Raw genomic sequence first — 16,670 nt, 5'->3', positions numbered from 1 at the left:
CACCAGAAGGCGCGCTTCTCCGCAGAAGCGTCCCCCTGCCACACGGGCAGGTGAGGACGAAAGACGAAAAGTATCGGAGAAAACGCTAGTGGAGAACGAGACCCACTACGCCGAGGCCGTTATCGACAACGGATCCTTCGGCACCCGCACCATCCGCTTCGAGACGGGCCGCCTGGCCAAGCAGGCCGCCGGCTCCGCCGTGGCGTACCTGGACGACGACACCATGGTGCTGTCGGCCACCACCGCCTCCAAGAAGCCCAAGGAGAACCTCGACTTCTTCCCCCTCACGGTGGACGTCGAGGAGCGGATGTACTCGGCCGGCAAGATCCCCGGCAGCTTCTTCCGCCGTGAGGGCCGGCCCTCCGAGGACGCGATCCTCACCTGCCGCCTCATCGACCGCCCGCTGCGCCCGTCCTTCAAGAAGGGCCTGCGCAACGAGATCCAGGTCGTCGCCACCATCATGGCGCTCAACCCCGACCACCTGTACGACGTCGTGGCGATCAACGCCGCCTCCGCGTCCACGCAGCTGGCCGGTCTGCCCTTCTCCGGCCCGATCGGCGGCGTCCGCGTCGCGCTGATCAACGGCCAGTGGGTCGCGTTCCCGACGCACACCGAGCTTGAGGACGCCGTCTTCGACATGGTCGTCGCCGGTCGCGTCCTGGAGGACGGCGACGTCGCGATCATGATGGTCGAGGCCGAGGCCACCGACAAGACGATCACGCTGATCGCGGGCGGCGCCGAGGCGCCCACCGAGGAGATCGTGGCCGCCGGTCTGGACGCCGCGAAGCCCTTCATCAAGGTCCTCTGCAAGGCCCAGGCCGACCTCGCCGCGAAGGCCGCCAAGCCGACCGGCGAGTTCCCGGTCTTCCTGGACTACCAGGACGACGTGCTCGAGGCCCTGACCGCCGCGGTCAGGAGCGAGCTCTCCCAGGCGCTCACCATCGCGGGCAAGCAGGAGCGCGAGGCCGAGCTGGACCGCGTCAAGGAGATCGCCGCCGAGAAGCTGCTCCCGCAGTTCGAGGGTCGCGAGAAGGAGATCTCCGGCGCGTACCGCTCGCTGACCAAGTCCCTGATGCGTGAGCGCGTCATCAAGGACAAGGTCCGCATCGACGGCCGCGGCGTCACGGACATCCGTACGCTCGCCGCCGAGGTCGAGGCCATCCCGCGCGTGCACGGTTCCGCGCTGTTCGAGCGTGGCGAGACCCAGATCCTGGGCGTCACCACCCTCAACATGCTCCGGATGGAGCAGCAGCTGGACACCCTTTCCCCGGTGACTCGCAAGCGGTACATGCACAACTACAACTTCCCGCCGTACTCGGTCGGCGAGACCGGCCGCGTCGGCTCCCCGAAGCGCCGCGAGATCGGCCACGGAGCGCTCGCCGAGCGCGCCATCGTGCCGGTCCTGCCGACGCGCGAGGAGTTCCCCTACGCGATCCGTCAGGTGTCCGAGGCCCTCGGCTCCAACGGCTCGACGTCCATGGGCTCGGTCTGCGCCTCCACCATGTCGCTCCTGAACGCCGGTGTGCCCCTCAAGGCCCCCGTCGCCGGTATCGCCATGGGTCTGATCTCCCAGGAGATCAACGGCGAGACGCACTACGTCGCCCTCACCGACATCCTCGGTGCGGAGGACGCCTTCGGCGACATGGACTTCAAGGTCGCCGGCACCAAGGAGTTCGTGACCGCCCTCCAGCTGGACACCAAGCTGGACGGCATCCCGGCCTCCGTCCTGGCCGCGGCCCTCAAGCAGGCCCGTGACGCCCGCCTCCACATCCTCGACGTGATGATGGAAGCGATCGACACGCCGGACGAGATGTCCCCGAACGCCCCGCGGATCATCACGGTCAAGATCCCCGTGGACAAGATCGGTGAGGTCATCGGCCCGAAGGGCAAGATGATCAACCAGATCCAGGAGGACACCGGCGCCGACATCACGATCGAGGACGACGGCACCATCTACATCGGTGCCCAGCAGGGCTCGCAGGCCGAGGCCGCGCGCGCCACGATCAACTCGATCGCCAACCCGACCATGCCGGAGGTCGGCGAGCGCTACCTGGGCACCGTCGTGAAGACGACGACCTTCGGTGCGTTCGTGTCGCTGCTCCCGGGCAAGGACGGACTGCTGCACATCTCGCAGATCCGCAAGCTCGCCGGCGGCAAGCGCGTGGAGAACGTCGAGGACGTCGTGGCCGTGGGCTCCAAGGTCCAGGTCGAGATCGCCGAGATCGACTCCCGCGGCAAGCTCTCCCTCATCCCCGTGATCGAGGGCGAAGGCGACGACGATGAGAAGAAGGACGACACCGACAAGTGACGTCGAGTAGCTCTACGGCGACGGCCCGCACCTCCTCGGAGGCGCGGGCCGTCGCCCGTACCCAAACCCTGATCAAGGGCGAGAACGGCATCGGTACGGTCCGCAAGACCACCCTTCCCGGGGGCCTGCGCGTCGTCACCGAGACCCTGCCCTCCGTGCGCTCCGCCACCTTCGGCATCTGGGCGCACGTCGGCTCGCGCGACGAGACGCCGACTCTGAACGGCGCCACGCACTACCTGGAACACCTCCTCTTCAAGGGCACGCGGCAACGCAGCGCCCTGGACATCTCCTCCGCGATCGACGCGGTCGGCGGCGAGATGAACGCGTTCACGGCGAAGGAGTACACGTGCTACTACGCACGCGTGCTCGACACCGACCTGCCGCTCGCCATCGACGTGGTCTGCGACATGCTCACCGGCTCGCTGATCCGCGAGGAGGACGTGAACGTCGAGCGCGGCGCGATCCTCGAAGAGATCGCGATGACCGAGGACGACCCGGGCGACTGCGTGCACGACCTGTTCGCGCACACGATGCTCGGCGACACCCCGCTCGGCCGTCCGGTCCTGGGCACGGTCGACACGGTCAACGCCCTCACCGCGGACCGCATCCGGCGCTTCTACAAGAAGCACTACGACCCGACCCACCTCGTGGTCGCGGCCGCCGGCAACGTCGACCACAACAAGGTCGTACGCCAGGTCCGCGCCGCGTTCGAGAAGTCCGGCGCGCTCAAGCAGCAGACCGTCGACCCGATCGCCCCGCGCGACGGCTCCCGCACCATCCGCACCGCCGGACGCGTCGAGCTCATCGGCCGCAAGACCGAGCAGGCCCATGTCGTCCTCGGCATGCCGGGCCTGGCCCGAACCGACGAGCGCCGCTGGGCCCTTGGCGTCCTGAACACCGCTCTGGGCGGCGGCATGTCCTCCCGCCTCTTCCAGGAGGTCCGGGAGAAGCGCGGCCTGGCCTACAGCGTGTACTCGTACACCTCGGGCTTCGCCGACTGCGGTCTCTTCGGCGTGTACGCGGGCTGCCGTCCGAGCCAGGTCCACGACGTGCTGAAGATCTGCCGCGACGAACTCGACCAGGTCGCCGCGCAGGGCCTGTCCGACGACGAGATCGACCGCGCCATCGGCCAGCTCCGCGGCTCCACGGTCCTCGGCCTGGAGGACACGGGCGCGCTGATGAACCGTATCGGCAAGAGCGAGCTGTGCTGGGGCGAGCAGATGTCCGTCGACGACATGCTGTCCCGGATCGCGTCGGTCACCCCGGACGACGTCCGGGAGGTCGCCCGCGACATCCTGGGACAGCGGCCGTCGCTGTCGGTCATCGGCCCGCTGAAGGACAAGCAGGCATCCCGCCTGAACGACGCCGTCGCGTAGACCGCACACATCCTCGACCGGGGCAGGTCCCCGACTAAGGAATCAAGAACATGAGCAAGCTGCGCGTGGCGGTCCTGGGTGCCAAGGGGCGTATCGGATCAGAGGCGGTACGGGCCGTCGAGGCCGCCGACGACCTGGAGCTGGTGGCCGCCCTCGGCCGGGGCGACGAACTCCGGACGCTGACCGACACCGGCGCCCAGGTCGTCGTCGAACTGACCACACCCGCCTCGGTCATGGACAACCTCGACTTCTGCGTCCGCCACGGCATCCACGCGGTGGTCGGTACGACGGGCTGGACCGACGAGCGCCTCGCACAGCTGAACACCGCACTGGCCGCCACGCCGGGGACGGGCGTGCTCATCGCCCCGAACTTCTCCATCGGCGCGGTCCTCACCATGAAGTTCGCGGAGGTGGCGGCGCCGTACTTCGAGTCCGTCGAGGTCATCGAACTGCACCACCCGAACAAGGTGGACGCCCCCAGCGGCACCGCCACCCGCACCGCCCAGCTCATCGCCGCCGCCCGGCAGAAGGCGGGCAGCGCCCCGCAGCCCGACGCCACGGCGACGGGCCTGGACGGCGCCCGTGGCGCGGACGTCGACGGCGTCCCGGTGCACGCGGTCCGGCTGCGCGGCCTCCTGGCCCACCAGGAGGTGCTGCTCGGCGGCGAGGGCGAGACCCTCACGATCCGCCACGACTCCCTCCATCACAGCAGCTTCATGCCGGGCATCCTGCTCGGCGTACGCCGCGTCGTGGACACCCCGGGCCTCACCTTCGGCCTGGAACACTTCCTGGATCTGAAGTAACCGCCATGGCAGCGAAGATCACGTACGCCGTCACGGCCGCCGTCCTCGTCGTCTACTTCGTCCTGGTCGGCAGCCGCGGTGTGATGCTCATCCAGCACGGCACCCTGCTCACGGTCGCCTTCGGTGTCGCCGTCCTCGTCCTTCCGGTGATCGGCGTCTGGTTCCTCTGGAAGAACACCCAGTTCGTGAAGCGGGCCAACCGGCTCGCCGCCGAGCTCGACGCGGAGGGCGGCCTGCCCGTCGACGAGCTGACGCGCACCCCGGGCGGGCGTATCGACCGTGACTCCGCCGACGAGGTCTTCGCCCGGCGCAAGGCCGAGACGGAGGATGCTCCCGACGACTGGCGCAGCTGGTTCCGCCTGGCGATCGCCTACCACGACGCCCGTGACACCCCGAGAGCCCGCAAGGCGATGCAGAACGCGATCGCCCTGCACGAGGGAAAGCCCGTACGGGCCTGAACGGCTCGTGTCACGACGAAGGGGCCGACCCGCATCAGCGGGCCGGCCCCTTCGTCGTGACGGTCGCAACCTTCGTGCCGGTGGCGTCGGCCGTATCGGCTCAGGCGTGCTGTCGGTACTCGTCCGCCCACACCTCGACGCCGTCCGCGGCCCGGTCGAAGGCGTCGGGGCGCCCCAGGAAGTCCGCGTTGTGCGTGGTCAGCAGGGGAGTCGTCTCATTGCCGGAGTGGCCGCCCCGGACGAGGACGAGGGCCTGCCCCTGAACCGTCCGCGGCAGACCGAGCCAGCGCACCGGCTGCTGCACGGTCCGCACGACCATGACATGCGCCCACGGCGTCGTACTCGTGTGGAAGAAGCGCACCCGGCGCAGCCCGGCGGCGCTCACCCACGCGCCCATCCGCAGCAGACGCAGGGCACACGCGATGACCACCACGGCGAGGCCCAGGCACACCGCGCCCCCGGACCCGTTACCGGCCGCGGCGATGATGACCGCCGCGAACAGCACGTACGACGCGAGCAGCAGCAGAAGCGCGGCCGCGCCGACCCGCCACGGGCCGGGCCGGTAGGGACGCCGCCACTGGTCGCGGTCGTCGAACGGCAGCGCGAGGTCCTCGCCGGTGTCGTCGAAAGCGCGATCGGCGGTCAGAAAGGGCAGGGGCACGACTGATCCTCACTCAATCCACGCATGGACTATGCCCGGTGAGGCTACCTAGCCCGATCTCCGCCCACCACTCGCGGGGGTCCATGGGGGTGCTCCCCAGGCCAATCGGCGCGTGAGAGCCCGTGGAGCGGAGGCCCGTGGGGGAGGGTCAGCGGCCCTGCGACGCGTCGGACTGCTGCGTACGCGCGGGTGAGGTGTCGGCCGACAGGGCGGGCAGCCCGATGAGCAGGGAGCCCACGAGGCCCGCGACCACGGTGAGGCCTATGAGCCATCGGCCGGCCAGCTCACCGGCGGAGGCGCGCAGACGCGGCGGGGGAGCGACATTGCTGCGGAACTTGTCGGCTTCCGCGACGAAGGCGAACGGTACGGGCTCGCGCCGACGGAACATGGGGAACGCTTCTCCTCTTGGGACTCGAATCCTCTTGGGACTCGAACGAATCACTGTCACCAATACAGACGAGCGAATGCCCCAAATGGTGCCCTGTTTCACCGACTTCGCAGAAGTTCGTGGACGAATGTCGCGGCACGGCACCGAACGCCCCGTTGTCAGTGCCGGGCCGTAGAGTGGTCGCCGCCCGAGCCAGTGATGGGAAGGACCCTCCACACCGTGACCGACACCCCCGCCGACGACCTCAAGCCCGGCTTCCGCAGCGATGTCACCGTCGAGCTGGTCAAGCACACCGCTTCCGACTCCGACGTGCTGTTCGCCGCCCGTGTCTCCACTCTCGGCGAGCAGTCGCTGGAAGAGCTGCAGAAGGACCCGGAGCGTTCGAAGGGCCTGATCAACTACCTGATGCGGGACCGGCACGGCAGCCCCTTCGAGCACAACTCGATGACGTTCTTCATCAGCGCCCCGATCTTCGTCTTCCGCGAGTTCATGCGGCACCGCGTGGGCTGGTCGTACAACGAGGAATCGGGCCGGTACAGGGAGCTGGAGCCGGTCTTCTACGTCCCCGGCGAGTCCCGCAAGCTGGTCCAGGAGGGCCACCCCGGCAAGTACGTCTTCGTGGACGGCACCCAGGCCCAGCAGGAGCTCACGGGCCGCGTCATGGAGGACTCGTACCGCCGGGCGTACGAGGCGTACCAGGAGATGCTCGCAGCCGGTGTGGCCCGGGAGGTCGCCCGGGCCGTCCTCCCGGTGGGCCTGTTCTCCTCGATGTACGCGACGTGCAACGCCCGCTCGTTGATGCACTTCCTCGGTCTGCGCACCCAGCACGAGCTGGCCAGGGTCCCGTCCTTCCCGCAGCGGGAGATCGAGATGGTCGGCGAGAAGATGGAAGCGGAGTGGGCCCGGCTCATGCCCCTCACGTACGCGGCCTTCAACACGAACGGGCGCGTCGCGCCGTAGCGCGCCCCGGCCGCCCCTTCAGGTGGCCCGTCGGGCACATCTGTACGGGTCGTCCGAGTGAAGTGTCCGTATTGCGGCATTTCGAGAAGTTCATCTAGCCTGATCAAACGGACCCGGCACTGCTTGAACCCCCGAGCAGGCAGTGCCGGGTTCCATCTTTGTCCTGACTTGTCGCCTGCCCCGAGGGCAGACCGCACGTTGAGCAGCGAGTAGCGTGTTACCCATGGCTCCGACCTCCACTCCGCAGACCCCCTTCGGGCGGGTCCTCACTGCCATGGTCACGCCCTTCGCGGCGGACGGCGCACTCGACCTCGACGGCGCGCAGCGGCTCGCCACCCACCTGGTGGACGCAGGCAACGACGGCCTGATCGTCAACGGCACCACGGGCGAGTCTCCGACCACCAGCAACGCGGAGAAAGCGGATCTCGTACGAGCCGTACTGGAGGCCGTCGGCGACCGCGCCCACGTCGTCGCAGGCGTCGGCACGAACGACACGCGCCACAGCATCGAGCTGGCCCGCGACGCCGAGAAGGCCGGCGCACACGGCCTGCTCACCGTGACGCCGTACTACAACAAGCCCCCGCAAGAGGGCCTGTACCAGAACTTCACCGCGATCGCGGATGCCACCGGCCTGCCGGTCATGCTCTACGACATCCCCGGCCGCAGCGGTGTCCCGATCAACACAGAGACCCTGGTGCGCCTCGCCGAGCACCCGCGTATCGTCGCCAACAAGGACGCCAAGGGTGACCTCGGCCGCGCCAGCTGGGCCATCGCCAGCTGCGACCTGGCCTGGTACTCGGGCGACGACATGCTGAACCTGCCGCTGCTCTCCGTGGGCGCGATCGGCTTCGTCTCCGTGGTCGGTCACGTGGTCACCCCCGAGCTGCGAGCCATGATCGACGCGTACACGAGCGGTGACGTCCAGAAGGCCACCGAGATCCACCAGAAGCTGCTCCCCGTCTTCACCGGCATGTTCCGGACCCAGGGCGTCATGACGAGCAAGGCCGCACTCGCCCTGCAGGGCCTGCCCGCCGGACCGCTGCGCCTGCCCATGGTCGGCCTGTCGCCCGAGGAGACCGCACAGCTCAAGATCGATCTTGCCGCCGGCGGGGTACAGCTCTAACCACAGACTTCACAACTGAATACGTACGACCACGCAGGCCGAGCGCCTGCTCCACCAGACAACTGCTAATGCACGAACGTCATGCGCGCCACGTGCCCTGCCAGGTACGTGGCGCGTGTGGTGAGGAGAGTCTTTTGAGTCATCCGCATCCGGAACTCCGTCTGCCGCCGAAGCTGCCCCAAGGGGCCCTCAGAGTCACCCCGCTCGGTGGCCTCGGGGAGATCGGCCGAAACATGACGGTCTTCGAGTACGACGGCCGCCTGCTGATCGTCGACTGTGGCGTGCTCTTCCCGGAGGAGGAGCAGCCCGGGATCGACCTGATCCTTCCGGACTTCAGTTCGATCAGGGATCGCCTCGACGACATCGAGGGCATCGTCCTCACGCACGGCCACGAGGACCACATCGGCGGCGTCCCCTTTCTCCTCCGCGAGAAGCCGGACATCCCGCTCATCGGCTCCAAGCTGACCCTCGCCCTCATCGAGGCGAAGCTCCAGGAGCACCGCATCCGGCCGTACACGCTTGAGGTCGCCGAGGGCCACACGGAGCGCATCGGCCCCTTCGAGTGCGAGTTCGTGGCGGTCAACCACTCCATCCCGGACGCCCTCGCGGTCGCCATCCGCACCCCTGCGGGCATGGTGGTCCACACCGGCGACTTCAAGATGGACCAGCTCCCGCTGGACGGCCGCCTCACGGACCTGCACGCCTTCGCGCGGCTGAGCGAGGAAGGCATCGACCTCCTCCTCTCGGACTCCACGAACGCCGAGGTCCCGGGCTTCGTCCCGCCCGAGCGTGACATCTCGAACGTGCTCCGACAGGTCTTCGCAGGCGCCAGCAAGCGCATCATCGTGGCCAGCTTCGCCAGCCATGTGCACCGCATCCAGCAGATCCTCGACGCCGCCCACGAGTACGGCCGCCGGGTCGCCTTCGTCGGACGCTCGATGGTCCGCAACATGGGTATCGCGCGCGACCTCGGCTATCTGAAGGTCCCGCCGGGCCTGGTGGTGGACGTCAAGACACTGGACGACCTCCCGGACCACGAGATCGTCCTCGTCTGCACCGGCTCCCAGGGCGAGCCGATGGCGGCCCTGTCGCGGATGGCCAACAGGGACCACCAGATCCGTATCGTCCAGGGCGACACGGTGATCCTGGCGTCGTCCCTCATCCCCGGCAACGAGAACGCGGTCTACCGCGTCATCAACGGCCTGACCCGCTGGGGTGCCAACGTCATCCACAAGGGCAACGCCAAGGTGCACGTCTCGGGCCACGCCTCGGCCGGCGAGCTCCTGTACTTCTACAACATCTGCAAGCCACGCAACCTGATGCCGGTCCACGGCGAATGGCGCCACCTGCGCGCCAACGCCGAGCTGGGCGCCCTCACCGGCGTCCCGCACGACCGCATCGTGATCGCCGAGGACGGCGTGGTCGTCGACCTCATCGAGGGCAAGGCCAGAATCTCCGGCAAGGTCCAGGCGGGTTACGTGTACGTCGACGGTCTCTCGGTCGGTGACGTCGGCGAGCCCACGCTCAAGGACCGCAAGATCCTCGGTGACGAGGGCATCATCTCGGTCTTCGTGGTGCTGGACACCAGCACGGGCAAGATCACCGGGGGGCCGCACATCCAGGCCCGCGGCTCGGGCATCGAGGACTCCGCCTTCAGCGCTGTCCTGCCGAAGGTCGTCGAAGTCCTGGAGAGGTCGGCCCAGGACGGCGTCGTCGAAGCCCACCAGATGCAGCAGCTCATCCGCCGCACGCTGGGCAAGTGGGTCTCGGACACCTACCGCCGCCGGCCGATGATCCTGCCGGTCGTGGTCGAGGTCTGAGCCACCTCGTAGCACGTACACCCGGAGCGGGGCACCTCGATTTGCATCGGGGCGCTCCGCTCCAGTACGTTTACGGCTCCGCCTGAGGGGGAACCCGACACAACTTGGTGTCAGGACCATCCCGGAGGGGCTGGAAATTCCGACTCAGAACTTCTGATAAAGTCGGGATCGCCGGAAAGGGAAACGCGAAAGCGAAAACCTGGAAAGCACCGAGGAAATCGGAACCGGAAACGGTCTGATAGAGTCGGAAACGCAAGACAGGCGAGACAAGCACAACAGTAAAAGAGCAAGACCGAAGGGAAGCGCCCGGAGGAAAGCCCGAGAGGGTGAGTACAAAGGAAGCGTCCGTTCCTTGAGAACTCAACAGCGTGCCAAAAATCAACGCCAGATATGTTGATACCCCGTCTCCGGCCGTTCGGTCGGGACGAGGTTCCTTTGAAAAAGTCCTGCCGGGCGCAAGCACGGTAGGCGCATCAGCGAGGACGCTGTGAACGGCCTTCCTTATTCCGGTTGGTCGTTCCGCTCTCATGATGTTTCGCCGGCTGAGTTTATTCTCTGGCCGAGCAGACATTCACGGAGAGTTTGATCCTGGCTCAGGACGAACGCTGGCGGCGTGCTTAACACATGCAAGTCGAACGATGAAGCCCTTCGGGGTGGATTAGTGGCGAACGGGTGAGTAACACGTGGGCAATCTGCCCTTCACTCTGGGACAAGCCCTGGAAACGGGGTCTAATACCGGATGATACTTCTACTCGCATGGGTGGGGGTTGAAAGCTCCGGCGGTGAAGGATGAGCCCGCGGCCTATCAGCTTGTTGGTGAGGTAGAAGCTCACCAAGGCGACGACGGGTAGCCGGCCTGAGAGGGCGACCGGCCACACTGGGACTGAGACACGGCCCAGACTCCTACGGGAGGCAGCAGTGGGGAATATTGCACAATGGGCGAAAGCCTGATGCAGCGACGCCGCGTGAGGGATGACGGCCTTCGGGTTGTAAACCTCTTTCAGCAGGGAAGAAGCGAAAGTGACGGTACCTGCAGAAGAAGCGCCGGCTAACTACGTGCCAGCAGCCGCGGTAATACGTAGGGCGCAAGCGTTGTCCGGAATTATTGGGCGTAAAGAGCTCGTAGGCGGTCTGTCGCGTCGGATGTGAAAGCCCGGGGCTTAACCCCGGGTCTGCATTCGATACGGGCAGACTAGAGTGTGGTAGGGGAGATCGGAATTCCTGGTGTAGCGGTGAAATGCGCAGATATCAGGAGGAACACCGGTGGCGAAGGCGGATCTCTGGGCCATTACTGACGCTGAGGAGCGAAAGCGTGGGGAGCGAACAGGATTAGATACCCTGGTAGTCCACGCCGTAAACGGTGGGAACTAGGTGTTGGCGACATTCCACGTCGTCGGTGCCGCAGCTAACGCATTAAGTTCCCCGCCTGGGGAGTACGGCCGCAAGGCTAAAACTCAAAGGAATTGACGGGGGCCCGCACAAGCAGCGGAGCATGTGGCTTAATTCGACGCAACGCGAAGAACCTTACCAAGGCTTGACATCGCCCGGAAAGCCGTAGAGATACGGCCCCCCTTGTGGTCGGGTGACAGGTGGTGCATGGCTGTCGTCAGCTCGTGTCGTGAGATGTTGGGTTAAGTCCCGCAACGAGCGCAACCCTTGTTCTGTGTTGCCAGCATGCCCTTCGGGGTGATGGGGACTCACAGGAGACTGCCGGGGTCAACTCGGAGGAAGGTGGGGACGACGTCAAGTCATCATGCCCCTTATGTCTTGGGCTGCACACGTGCTACAATGGCAGGTACAATGAGCTGCGATACCGCAAGGTGGAGCGAATCTCAAAAAGCCTGTCTCAGTTCGGATTGGGGTCTGCAACTCGACCCCATGAAGTCGGAGTTGCTAGTAATCGCAGATCAGCATTGCTGCGGTGAATACGTTCCCGGGCCTTGTACACACCGCCCGTCACGTCACGAAAGTCGGTAACACCCGAAGCCGGTGGCCCAACCCCCTTGTGGGGAGGGAGCTGTCGAAGGTGGGACTGGCGATTGGGACGAAGTCGTAACAAGGTAGCCGTACCGGAAGGTGCGGCTGGATCACCTCCTTTCTAAGGAGCATTTCTTACCAGGAACCTTCGGGAACCTGGTCAGAGGCCAGTACATCGGCGAATGTTCGATGCTGGTTGCTCAAGGGTGGAACGTTGATTATTCGGCACTCTCAGTCTTCTTCGGGCTGCAAGTACTGTCCTTCGGGGCGTGGAAAGCAGACCCGGGGGGTCGAGAGGGTCGGGCACGCTGTTGGGTGTCTGAAGGTGCGGCCGTCATGGTCGTCCTTCGGTGCCGGCCCCAGTGCACTCACCTGGTAAGGGTGGGGTGATGGGTGGTTGGTCGTTGTTTGAGAACTGCACAGTGGACGCGAGCATCTGTGGCCAAGTTTTTAAGGGCGCACGGTGGATGCCTTGGTACCAGGAACCGATGAAGGACGTGGGAGGCCACGATAGTCCCCGGGGAGCCGTCAACCAGGCTTTGATCCGGGGGTTTCCGAATGGGGAAACCCGGCAGTCGTCATGGGCTGTCACCCACATCTGAACACATAGGGTGTGTGGAGGGAACGCGGGGAAGTGAAACATCTCAGTACCCGCAGGAAGAGAAAACAACCGTGATTCCGGGAGTAGTGGCGAGCGAAACCGGATGAGGCCAAACCGTATGTGTGTGAGACCCGGCAGGGGTTGCGCATGCGGGGTTGTGGGATCTCTCTTTCACAGTCTGCCGGCTGTGAGACGAGTCAGAAACCGTTGGTGTAGGCGAAGGACATGCGAAAGGTCCGGCGTAGAGGGTAAGACCCCCGTAGTCGAAACATCAACGGCTCGTTTGAGAGACACCCAAGTAGCACGGGGCCCGAGAAATCCCGTGTGAATCTGGCGGGACCACCCGCTAAGCCTAAATATTCCCTGGTGACCGATAGCGGATAGTACCGTGAGGGAATGGTGAAAAGTACCGCGGGAGCGGAGTGAAATAGTACCTGAAACCGTGTGCCTACAAGCCGTGGGAGCGTCGCTCATCAAGTTTACTTGGTGGGTCGTGACTGCGTGCCTTTTGAAGAATGAGCCTGCGAGTTTGCGGTGTGTTGCGAGGTTAACCCGTGTGGGGAAGCCGTAGCGAAAGCGAGTCCGAATAGGGCGATATAGTAGCGCGCTCAAGACCCGAAGCGGAGTGATCTAGCCATGGGCAGGTTGAAGCGGCTGTAAGAGGTCGTGGAGGACCGAACCCACCAGGGTTGAAAACCTGGGGGATGACCTGTGGTTAGGGGTGAAAGGCCAATCAAACTCCGTGATAGCTGGTTCTCCCCGAAATGCATTTAGGTGCAGCGTCGTGTGTTTCTTGCCGGAGGTAGAGCACTGGATAGGCGATGGGCCCTACCGGGTTACTGACCTTAGCCAAACTCCGAATGCCGGTAAGTGAGAGCGCGGCAGTGAGACTGTGGGGGATAAGCTCCATGGTCGAGAGGGAAACAGCCCAGAGCATCGACTAAGGCCCCTAAGCGTACGCTAAGTGGGAAAGGATGTGGAGTCGCACAGACAACCAGGAGGTTGGCTTAGAAGCAGCCACCCTTGAAAGAGTGCGTAATAGCTCACTGGTCTAGTGATTCCGCGCCGACAATGTAGCGGGGCTCAAGCGTACCGCCGAAGTCGTGTCATTCATGCAATAGGGCCAACGCCTGTATGGATGGGTAGGGGAGCGTCGTGTGCCGGGTGAAGCCGCGCCGGAAGGCAGTGGTGGACGGTTCACGAGTGAGAATGCAGGCATGAGTAGCGATACACACGTGAGAAACGTGTGCGCCGATTGACTAAGGGTTCCTGGGTCAAGCTGATCTGCCCAGGGTAAGTCGGGACCTAAGGCGAGGCCGACAGGCGTAGTCGATGGATAACCGGTTGATATTCCGGTACCCGCTGTGAAGCGTCAAACATCGAACCAGGCGATGCTAAGTCCGTGAAGCCGTTCCGGACCCTTCGGGGAATGGAAAGTGGTGGAGCCGACGGACCAGACCTGTAGTAGGTGAGTGATGGGGTGACGCAGGAAGGTAGTCCAGCCCGGGCGGTGGTTGTCCCGGGGTAAGGGTGTAGCCCGTTATCTAGGTAAATCCGGATGACGTTAAGGGTGAGACCTGATGCCGAGCCGATTGTGGTGAAGTGGATGATCCTATGCTGTCGAGAAAAGCCTCTAGCGAGTTTCATGGCGGCCCGTACCCTAAACCGACTCAGGTGGTCAGGTAGAGAATACCGAGGCGTTCGGGTGAACTATGGTTAAGGAACTCGGCAAAATGCCCCCGTAACTTCGGGAGAAGGGGGGCCATTCTTGGTGATCCGATTTACTCGGTGAGCTGGGGGTGGCCGCAGAGACCAGCGAGAAGCGACTGTTTACTAAAAACACAGGTCCGTGCGAAGCCGTAAGGCGATGTATACGGACTGACGCCTGCCCGGTGCTGGAACGTTAAGGGGACCGGTTAGTGCACCTTCGGGTGTGCGAGGCTGAGAACTTAAGCGCCAGTAAACGGCGGTGGTAACTATAACCATCCTAAGGTAGCGAAATTCCTTGTCGGGTAAGTTCCGACCTGCACGAATGGCGTAACGACTTCTCGACTGTCTCAACCATAGGCCCGGTGAAATTGCACTACGAGTAAAGATGCTCGTTTCGCGCAGCAGGACGGAAAGACCCCGGGACCTTTACTATAGTTTGATATTGGTGTTCGGTTCGGCTTGTGTAGGATAGCTGGGAGACTGTGAAGCATTGGCGCCAGCCAGTGTGGAGTCGTCGTTGAAATACCAGTCTGGTCGTGCTGGATGTCTAACCTGGGTCCGTGATCCGGATCAGGGACAGTGTCTGATGGGTAGTTTAACTGGGGCGGTTGCCTCCTAAAGAGTAACGGAGGCGCCCAAAGGTTCCCTCAGCCTGGTTGGCAATCAGGTGTTGAGTGTAAGTGCACAAGGGAGCTTGACTGTGAGACCGACGGGTCGAGCAGGGACGAAAGTCGGGACTAGTGATCCGGCGGTGGCTTGTGGAAGCGCCGTCGCTCAACGGATAAAAGGTACCCCGGGGATAACAGGCTGATCTTCCCCAAGAGTCCATATCGACGGGATGGTTTGGCACCTCGATGTCGGCTCGTCGCATCCTGGGGCTGGAGTCGGTCCCAAGGGTTGGGCTGTTCGCCCATTAAAGCGGTACGCGAGCTGGGTTTAGAACGTCGTGAGACAGTTCGGTCCCTATCCGCTGTGCGCGTAGGAATATTGAGAAGGGCTGTCCCTAGTACGAGAGGACCGGGACGGACGAACCTCTGGTGTGCCAGTTGTCCTGCCAAGGGCATGGCTGGTTGGCTACGTTCGGGAGGGATAACCGCTGAAAGCATCTAAGCGGGAAGCCTGCTTCGAGATGAGTATTCCCACCAACTAGATTGGTTAAGGCTCCCAGTAGACGACTGGGTTGATAGGCCGGATGTGGAAGCCCTGTAAGGGGTGGAGCTGACCGGTACTAATAGGCCGAGGGCTTGTCCTCAGTTGCTCGCGTCCACTGTGTTGGTTCTGAAACCACGAACAACCCCGCACTCCCTTGTTTGGTCACGGGGGGTGTGGTGCGGTTGATTTGAATCAGATTTTCAAAGTGTTTCGGTGGTCATAGCGTGAGGGAAACGCCCGGTTACATTCCGAACCCGGAAGCTAAGCCTTACAGCGCCGATGGTACTGCAGGGGGGACCCTGTGGGAGAGTAGGACGCCGCCGAACTATTATTAAGAGAGCTGGTCCCTGAACTTAGGTTCAGGGACCAGCTCTTTTTTGTTGTGCGTCACTTGGAGTTCACGTTGCGCGACCAACATCACGGGCATGGGTACTGCTGCAATGCTCAGGGCCGCGGGTGTCGGAGCCGGTGACGAGGTCATCGTGCCGGCGTTCGGAAACGTCGAGGTCGCCGAGGCCGTGATCCTGGCCGGCGCACTGCCGGTCTTCGTGGACATCGATCCGAGTACGTACTGCCTCGACGCCGCCGAAGTGGAGGCGGCTGTCGGGCCGCGGACGGCCGCCATGGTCGCCGTTCACCGCTTCGGGCGGCTCGCAGACATGCCGCGCCTGTGGGACCTCGGCCAGCGGCACGGGCTGCTGGTGCTCGAACAAGGCGAGTCCGAGGCGCCGTACGCCGAGATCGAGGAGCGCAGGGCGCACGCGACCTACCTCGACGGGCGGTTGAGGGGTGTACGGACTCCGGAGCGCGGCACCGGGCACACCTACCAGCAGTACGTCGTGCGGGTGTTGGGGAACGGGCGGCCGGACCGGGACGCCTTCGCGCGGGCCGTGCGGGCCAAGGGCGTCGAGTGCAGGGTGCCGGTGAAGACGCCGGTGCACCGGATGCCCGCGTTCAGGCGGGACGTGTGTCTGCCGGAGACCGAACGGGCCGCCGACGAGACGCTGGCGCTGCCGGTCGACGCGAAGCTGACGAAGCGGGAGATGCAGCGGATCGTGTCCGCGTGCAATGCCCTCGGCGGACTGCTCCAGCCTGCCTTCTAGGGTTATCGGAGGCGGTATCGAACGCAGTTGGGAGCACACCGGCGTTCGGGGTATGCTTTATTTCGTTGCCAGGAGGGAGACCTCTAAAGCAACAGGCCCCTATAGCTCAGTCGGTAGAGCGTCTCCATGGTAAGGAGAAGGTCAACGGTTCGATTCCGTTTGGGGGCTCAAGCAGAAAAGGCCTCCGCCCTTGTGGGCGGGGGCCTTTCGTGTATCCCGGGGCCGGTCGG

10 protein-coding genes, 1 tRNA gene and 3 rRNA genes are annotated in these 16,670 nt (G+C 64.5%); 12 read left to right on the top strand and 2 right to left on the bottom strand.

Features of this window, described 5'->3' with window-relative positions; genetic code table 11:
* Positions 1–88: 88 nt before the first annotated feature.
* From OHS59_RS13295 to OHS59_RS13280, 4 genes are read left to right on the top strand one after another with little or no spacing between them, the layout of a single operon-like run.
* On the top strand, positions 89–2,308 hold the full coding sequence (locus OHS59_RS13295) for a polyribonucleotide nucleotidyltransferase (RefSeq protein WP_328493621.1): 2,220 nt from the start codon (positions 89–91) through the stop codon (positions 2,306–2,308).
* On the top strand, positions 2,305–3,684 hold the full coding sequence (locus OHS59_RS13290) for a M16 family metallopeptidase (protein WP_328493620.1): 1,380 nt from the start codon (positions 2,305–2,307) through the stop codon (positions 3,682–3,684). The genes OHS59_RS13295 and OHS59_RS13290 overlap by 4 nt, the downstream gene beginning before the upstream one ends.
* A 50-nt stretch (positions 3,685–3,734) precedes the next feature.
* Complete coding sequence (gene dapB / locus OHS59_RS13285) at positions 3,735–4,487, top strand: 4-hydroxy-tetrahydrodipicolinate reductase (protein ID WP_328493619.1); 753 nt, start codon at positions 3,735–3,737, stop codon at positions 4,485–4,487.
* A gap of 5 nt (positions 4,488–4,492) precedes the next feature.
* Positions 4,493–4,945: a hypothetical protein gene (locus OHS59_RS13280; protein WP_328493618.1), complete on the top strand. Its 453-nt coding sequence runs from the start codon at positions 4,493–4,495 to the stop codon at positions 4,943–4,945.
* A 100-nt stretch (positions 4,946–5,045) separates the two neighbouring features.
* On the opposite strand, the gene OHS59_RS13275 is transcribed toward OHS59_RS13280, so the two are convergent.
* Both OHS59_RS13275 and OHS59_RS13270 read right to left on the bottom strand, forming a co-directional pair.
* The gene (locus tag OHS59_RS13275; protein WP_328493617.1) at positions 5,046–5,606 is read right to left on the bottom strand and encodes a hypothetical protein; all 561 of its coding nucleotides are present in this window, start codon (positions 5,604–5,606) and stop codon (positions 5,046–5,048) included.
* Between the two features lie 148 nt (positions 5,607–5,754).
* The gene (locus tag OHS59_RS13270) at positions 5,755–5,994 is read right to left on the bottom strand and encodes a hypothetical protein (protein ID WP_328493616.1); all 240 of its coding nucleotides are present in this window, start codon (positions 5,992–5,994) and stop codon (positions 5,755–5,757) included.
* 219 nt (positions 5,995–6,213) lie between these two features.
* On the opposite strand from OHS59_RS13270, the gene thyX reads away from it, so the two are divergent.
* The 8 genes from thyX (at position 6,214) to OHS59_RS13230 (ending at position 16,608) form a co-directional block, all read left to right on the top strand.
* Entirely contained in the window at positions 6,214–6,954 is a 741-nt protein-coding gene (gene thyX, locus OHS59_RS13265) for an FAD-dependent thymidylate synthase (protein ID WP_328493615.1), read from the top strand.
* 223 nt (positions 6,955–7,177) lie between these two features.
* Positions 7,178–8,077 (top strand): 4-hydroxy-tetrahydrodipicolinate synthase, encoded by a 900-nt coding sequence (gene dapA, locus OHS59_RS13260; protein ID WP_328493614.1) that lies wholly within the window; start codon positions 7,178–7,180, stop codon positions 8,075–8,077.
* Between the two features lie 134 nt (positions 8,078–8,211).
* Positions 8,212–9,897 carry a ribonuclease J gene (locus OHS59_RS13255; RefSeq protein ID WP_328493613.1) on the top strand — a complete coding sequence of 562 codons (1,686 nt, stop codon included), beginning with the start codon at positions 8,212–8,214 and terminating at the stop codon, positions 9,895–9,897.
* Positions 9,898–10,467: 570 nt separating this feature from the next.
* A 16S ribosomal RNA gene (locus OHS59_RS13250) occupies positions 10,468–11,995 on the top strand.
* 319 nt (positions 11,996–12,314) lie between these two features.
* A 23S ribosomal RNA gene (locus OHS59_RS13245) occupies positions 12,315–15,437 on the top strand.
* Between the two features lie 109 nt (positions 15,438–15,546).
* Positions 15,547–15,663, top strand: a 5S ribosomal RNA gene (rrf, locus tag OHS59_RS13240).
* Together the 16S, 23S and 5S rRNA genes form the textbook arrangement of a ribosomal RNA operon.
* Positions 15,664–15,777: 114 nt before the next feature.
* Positions 15,778–16,440 carry a DegT/DnrJ/EryC1/StrS family aminotransferase gene (locus tag OHS59_RS13235; RefSeq protein WP_328499185.1) on the top strand — a complete coding sequence of 221 codons (663 nt, stop codon included), beginning with the start codon at positions 15,778–15,780 and terminating at the stop codon, positions 16,438–16,440.
* A 95-nt stretch (positions 16,441–16,535) separates the two neighbouring features.
* A tRNA-Thr gene (locus OHS59_RS13230) sits at positions 16,536–16,608 on the top strand.
* Positions 16,609–16,670 lie beyond the last annotated feature (62 nt).

Origin of the sequence: Streptomyces sp. NBC_00414 (assembly GCF_036038375.1) — a bacterium.
GTDB lineage: Bacteria > Actinomycetota > Actinomycetes > Streptomycetales > Streptomycetaceae > Streptomyces.
Note: the sequence above shows the minus strand (reverse complement) of the source record. Positions and strands in the feature narration are given on the sequence as shown.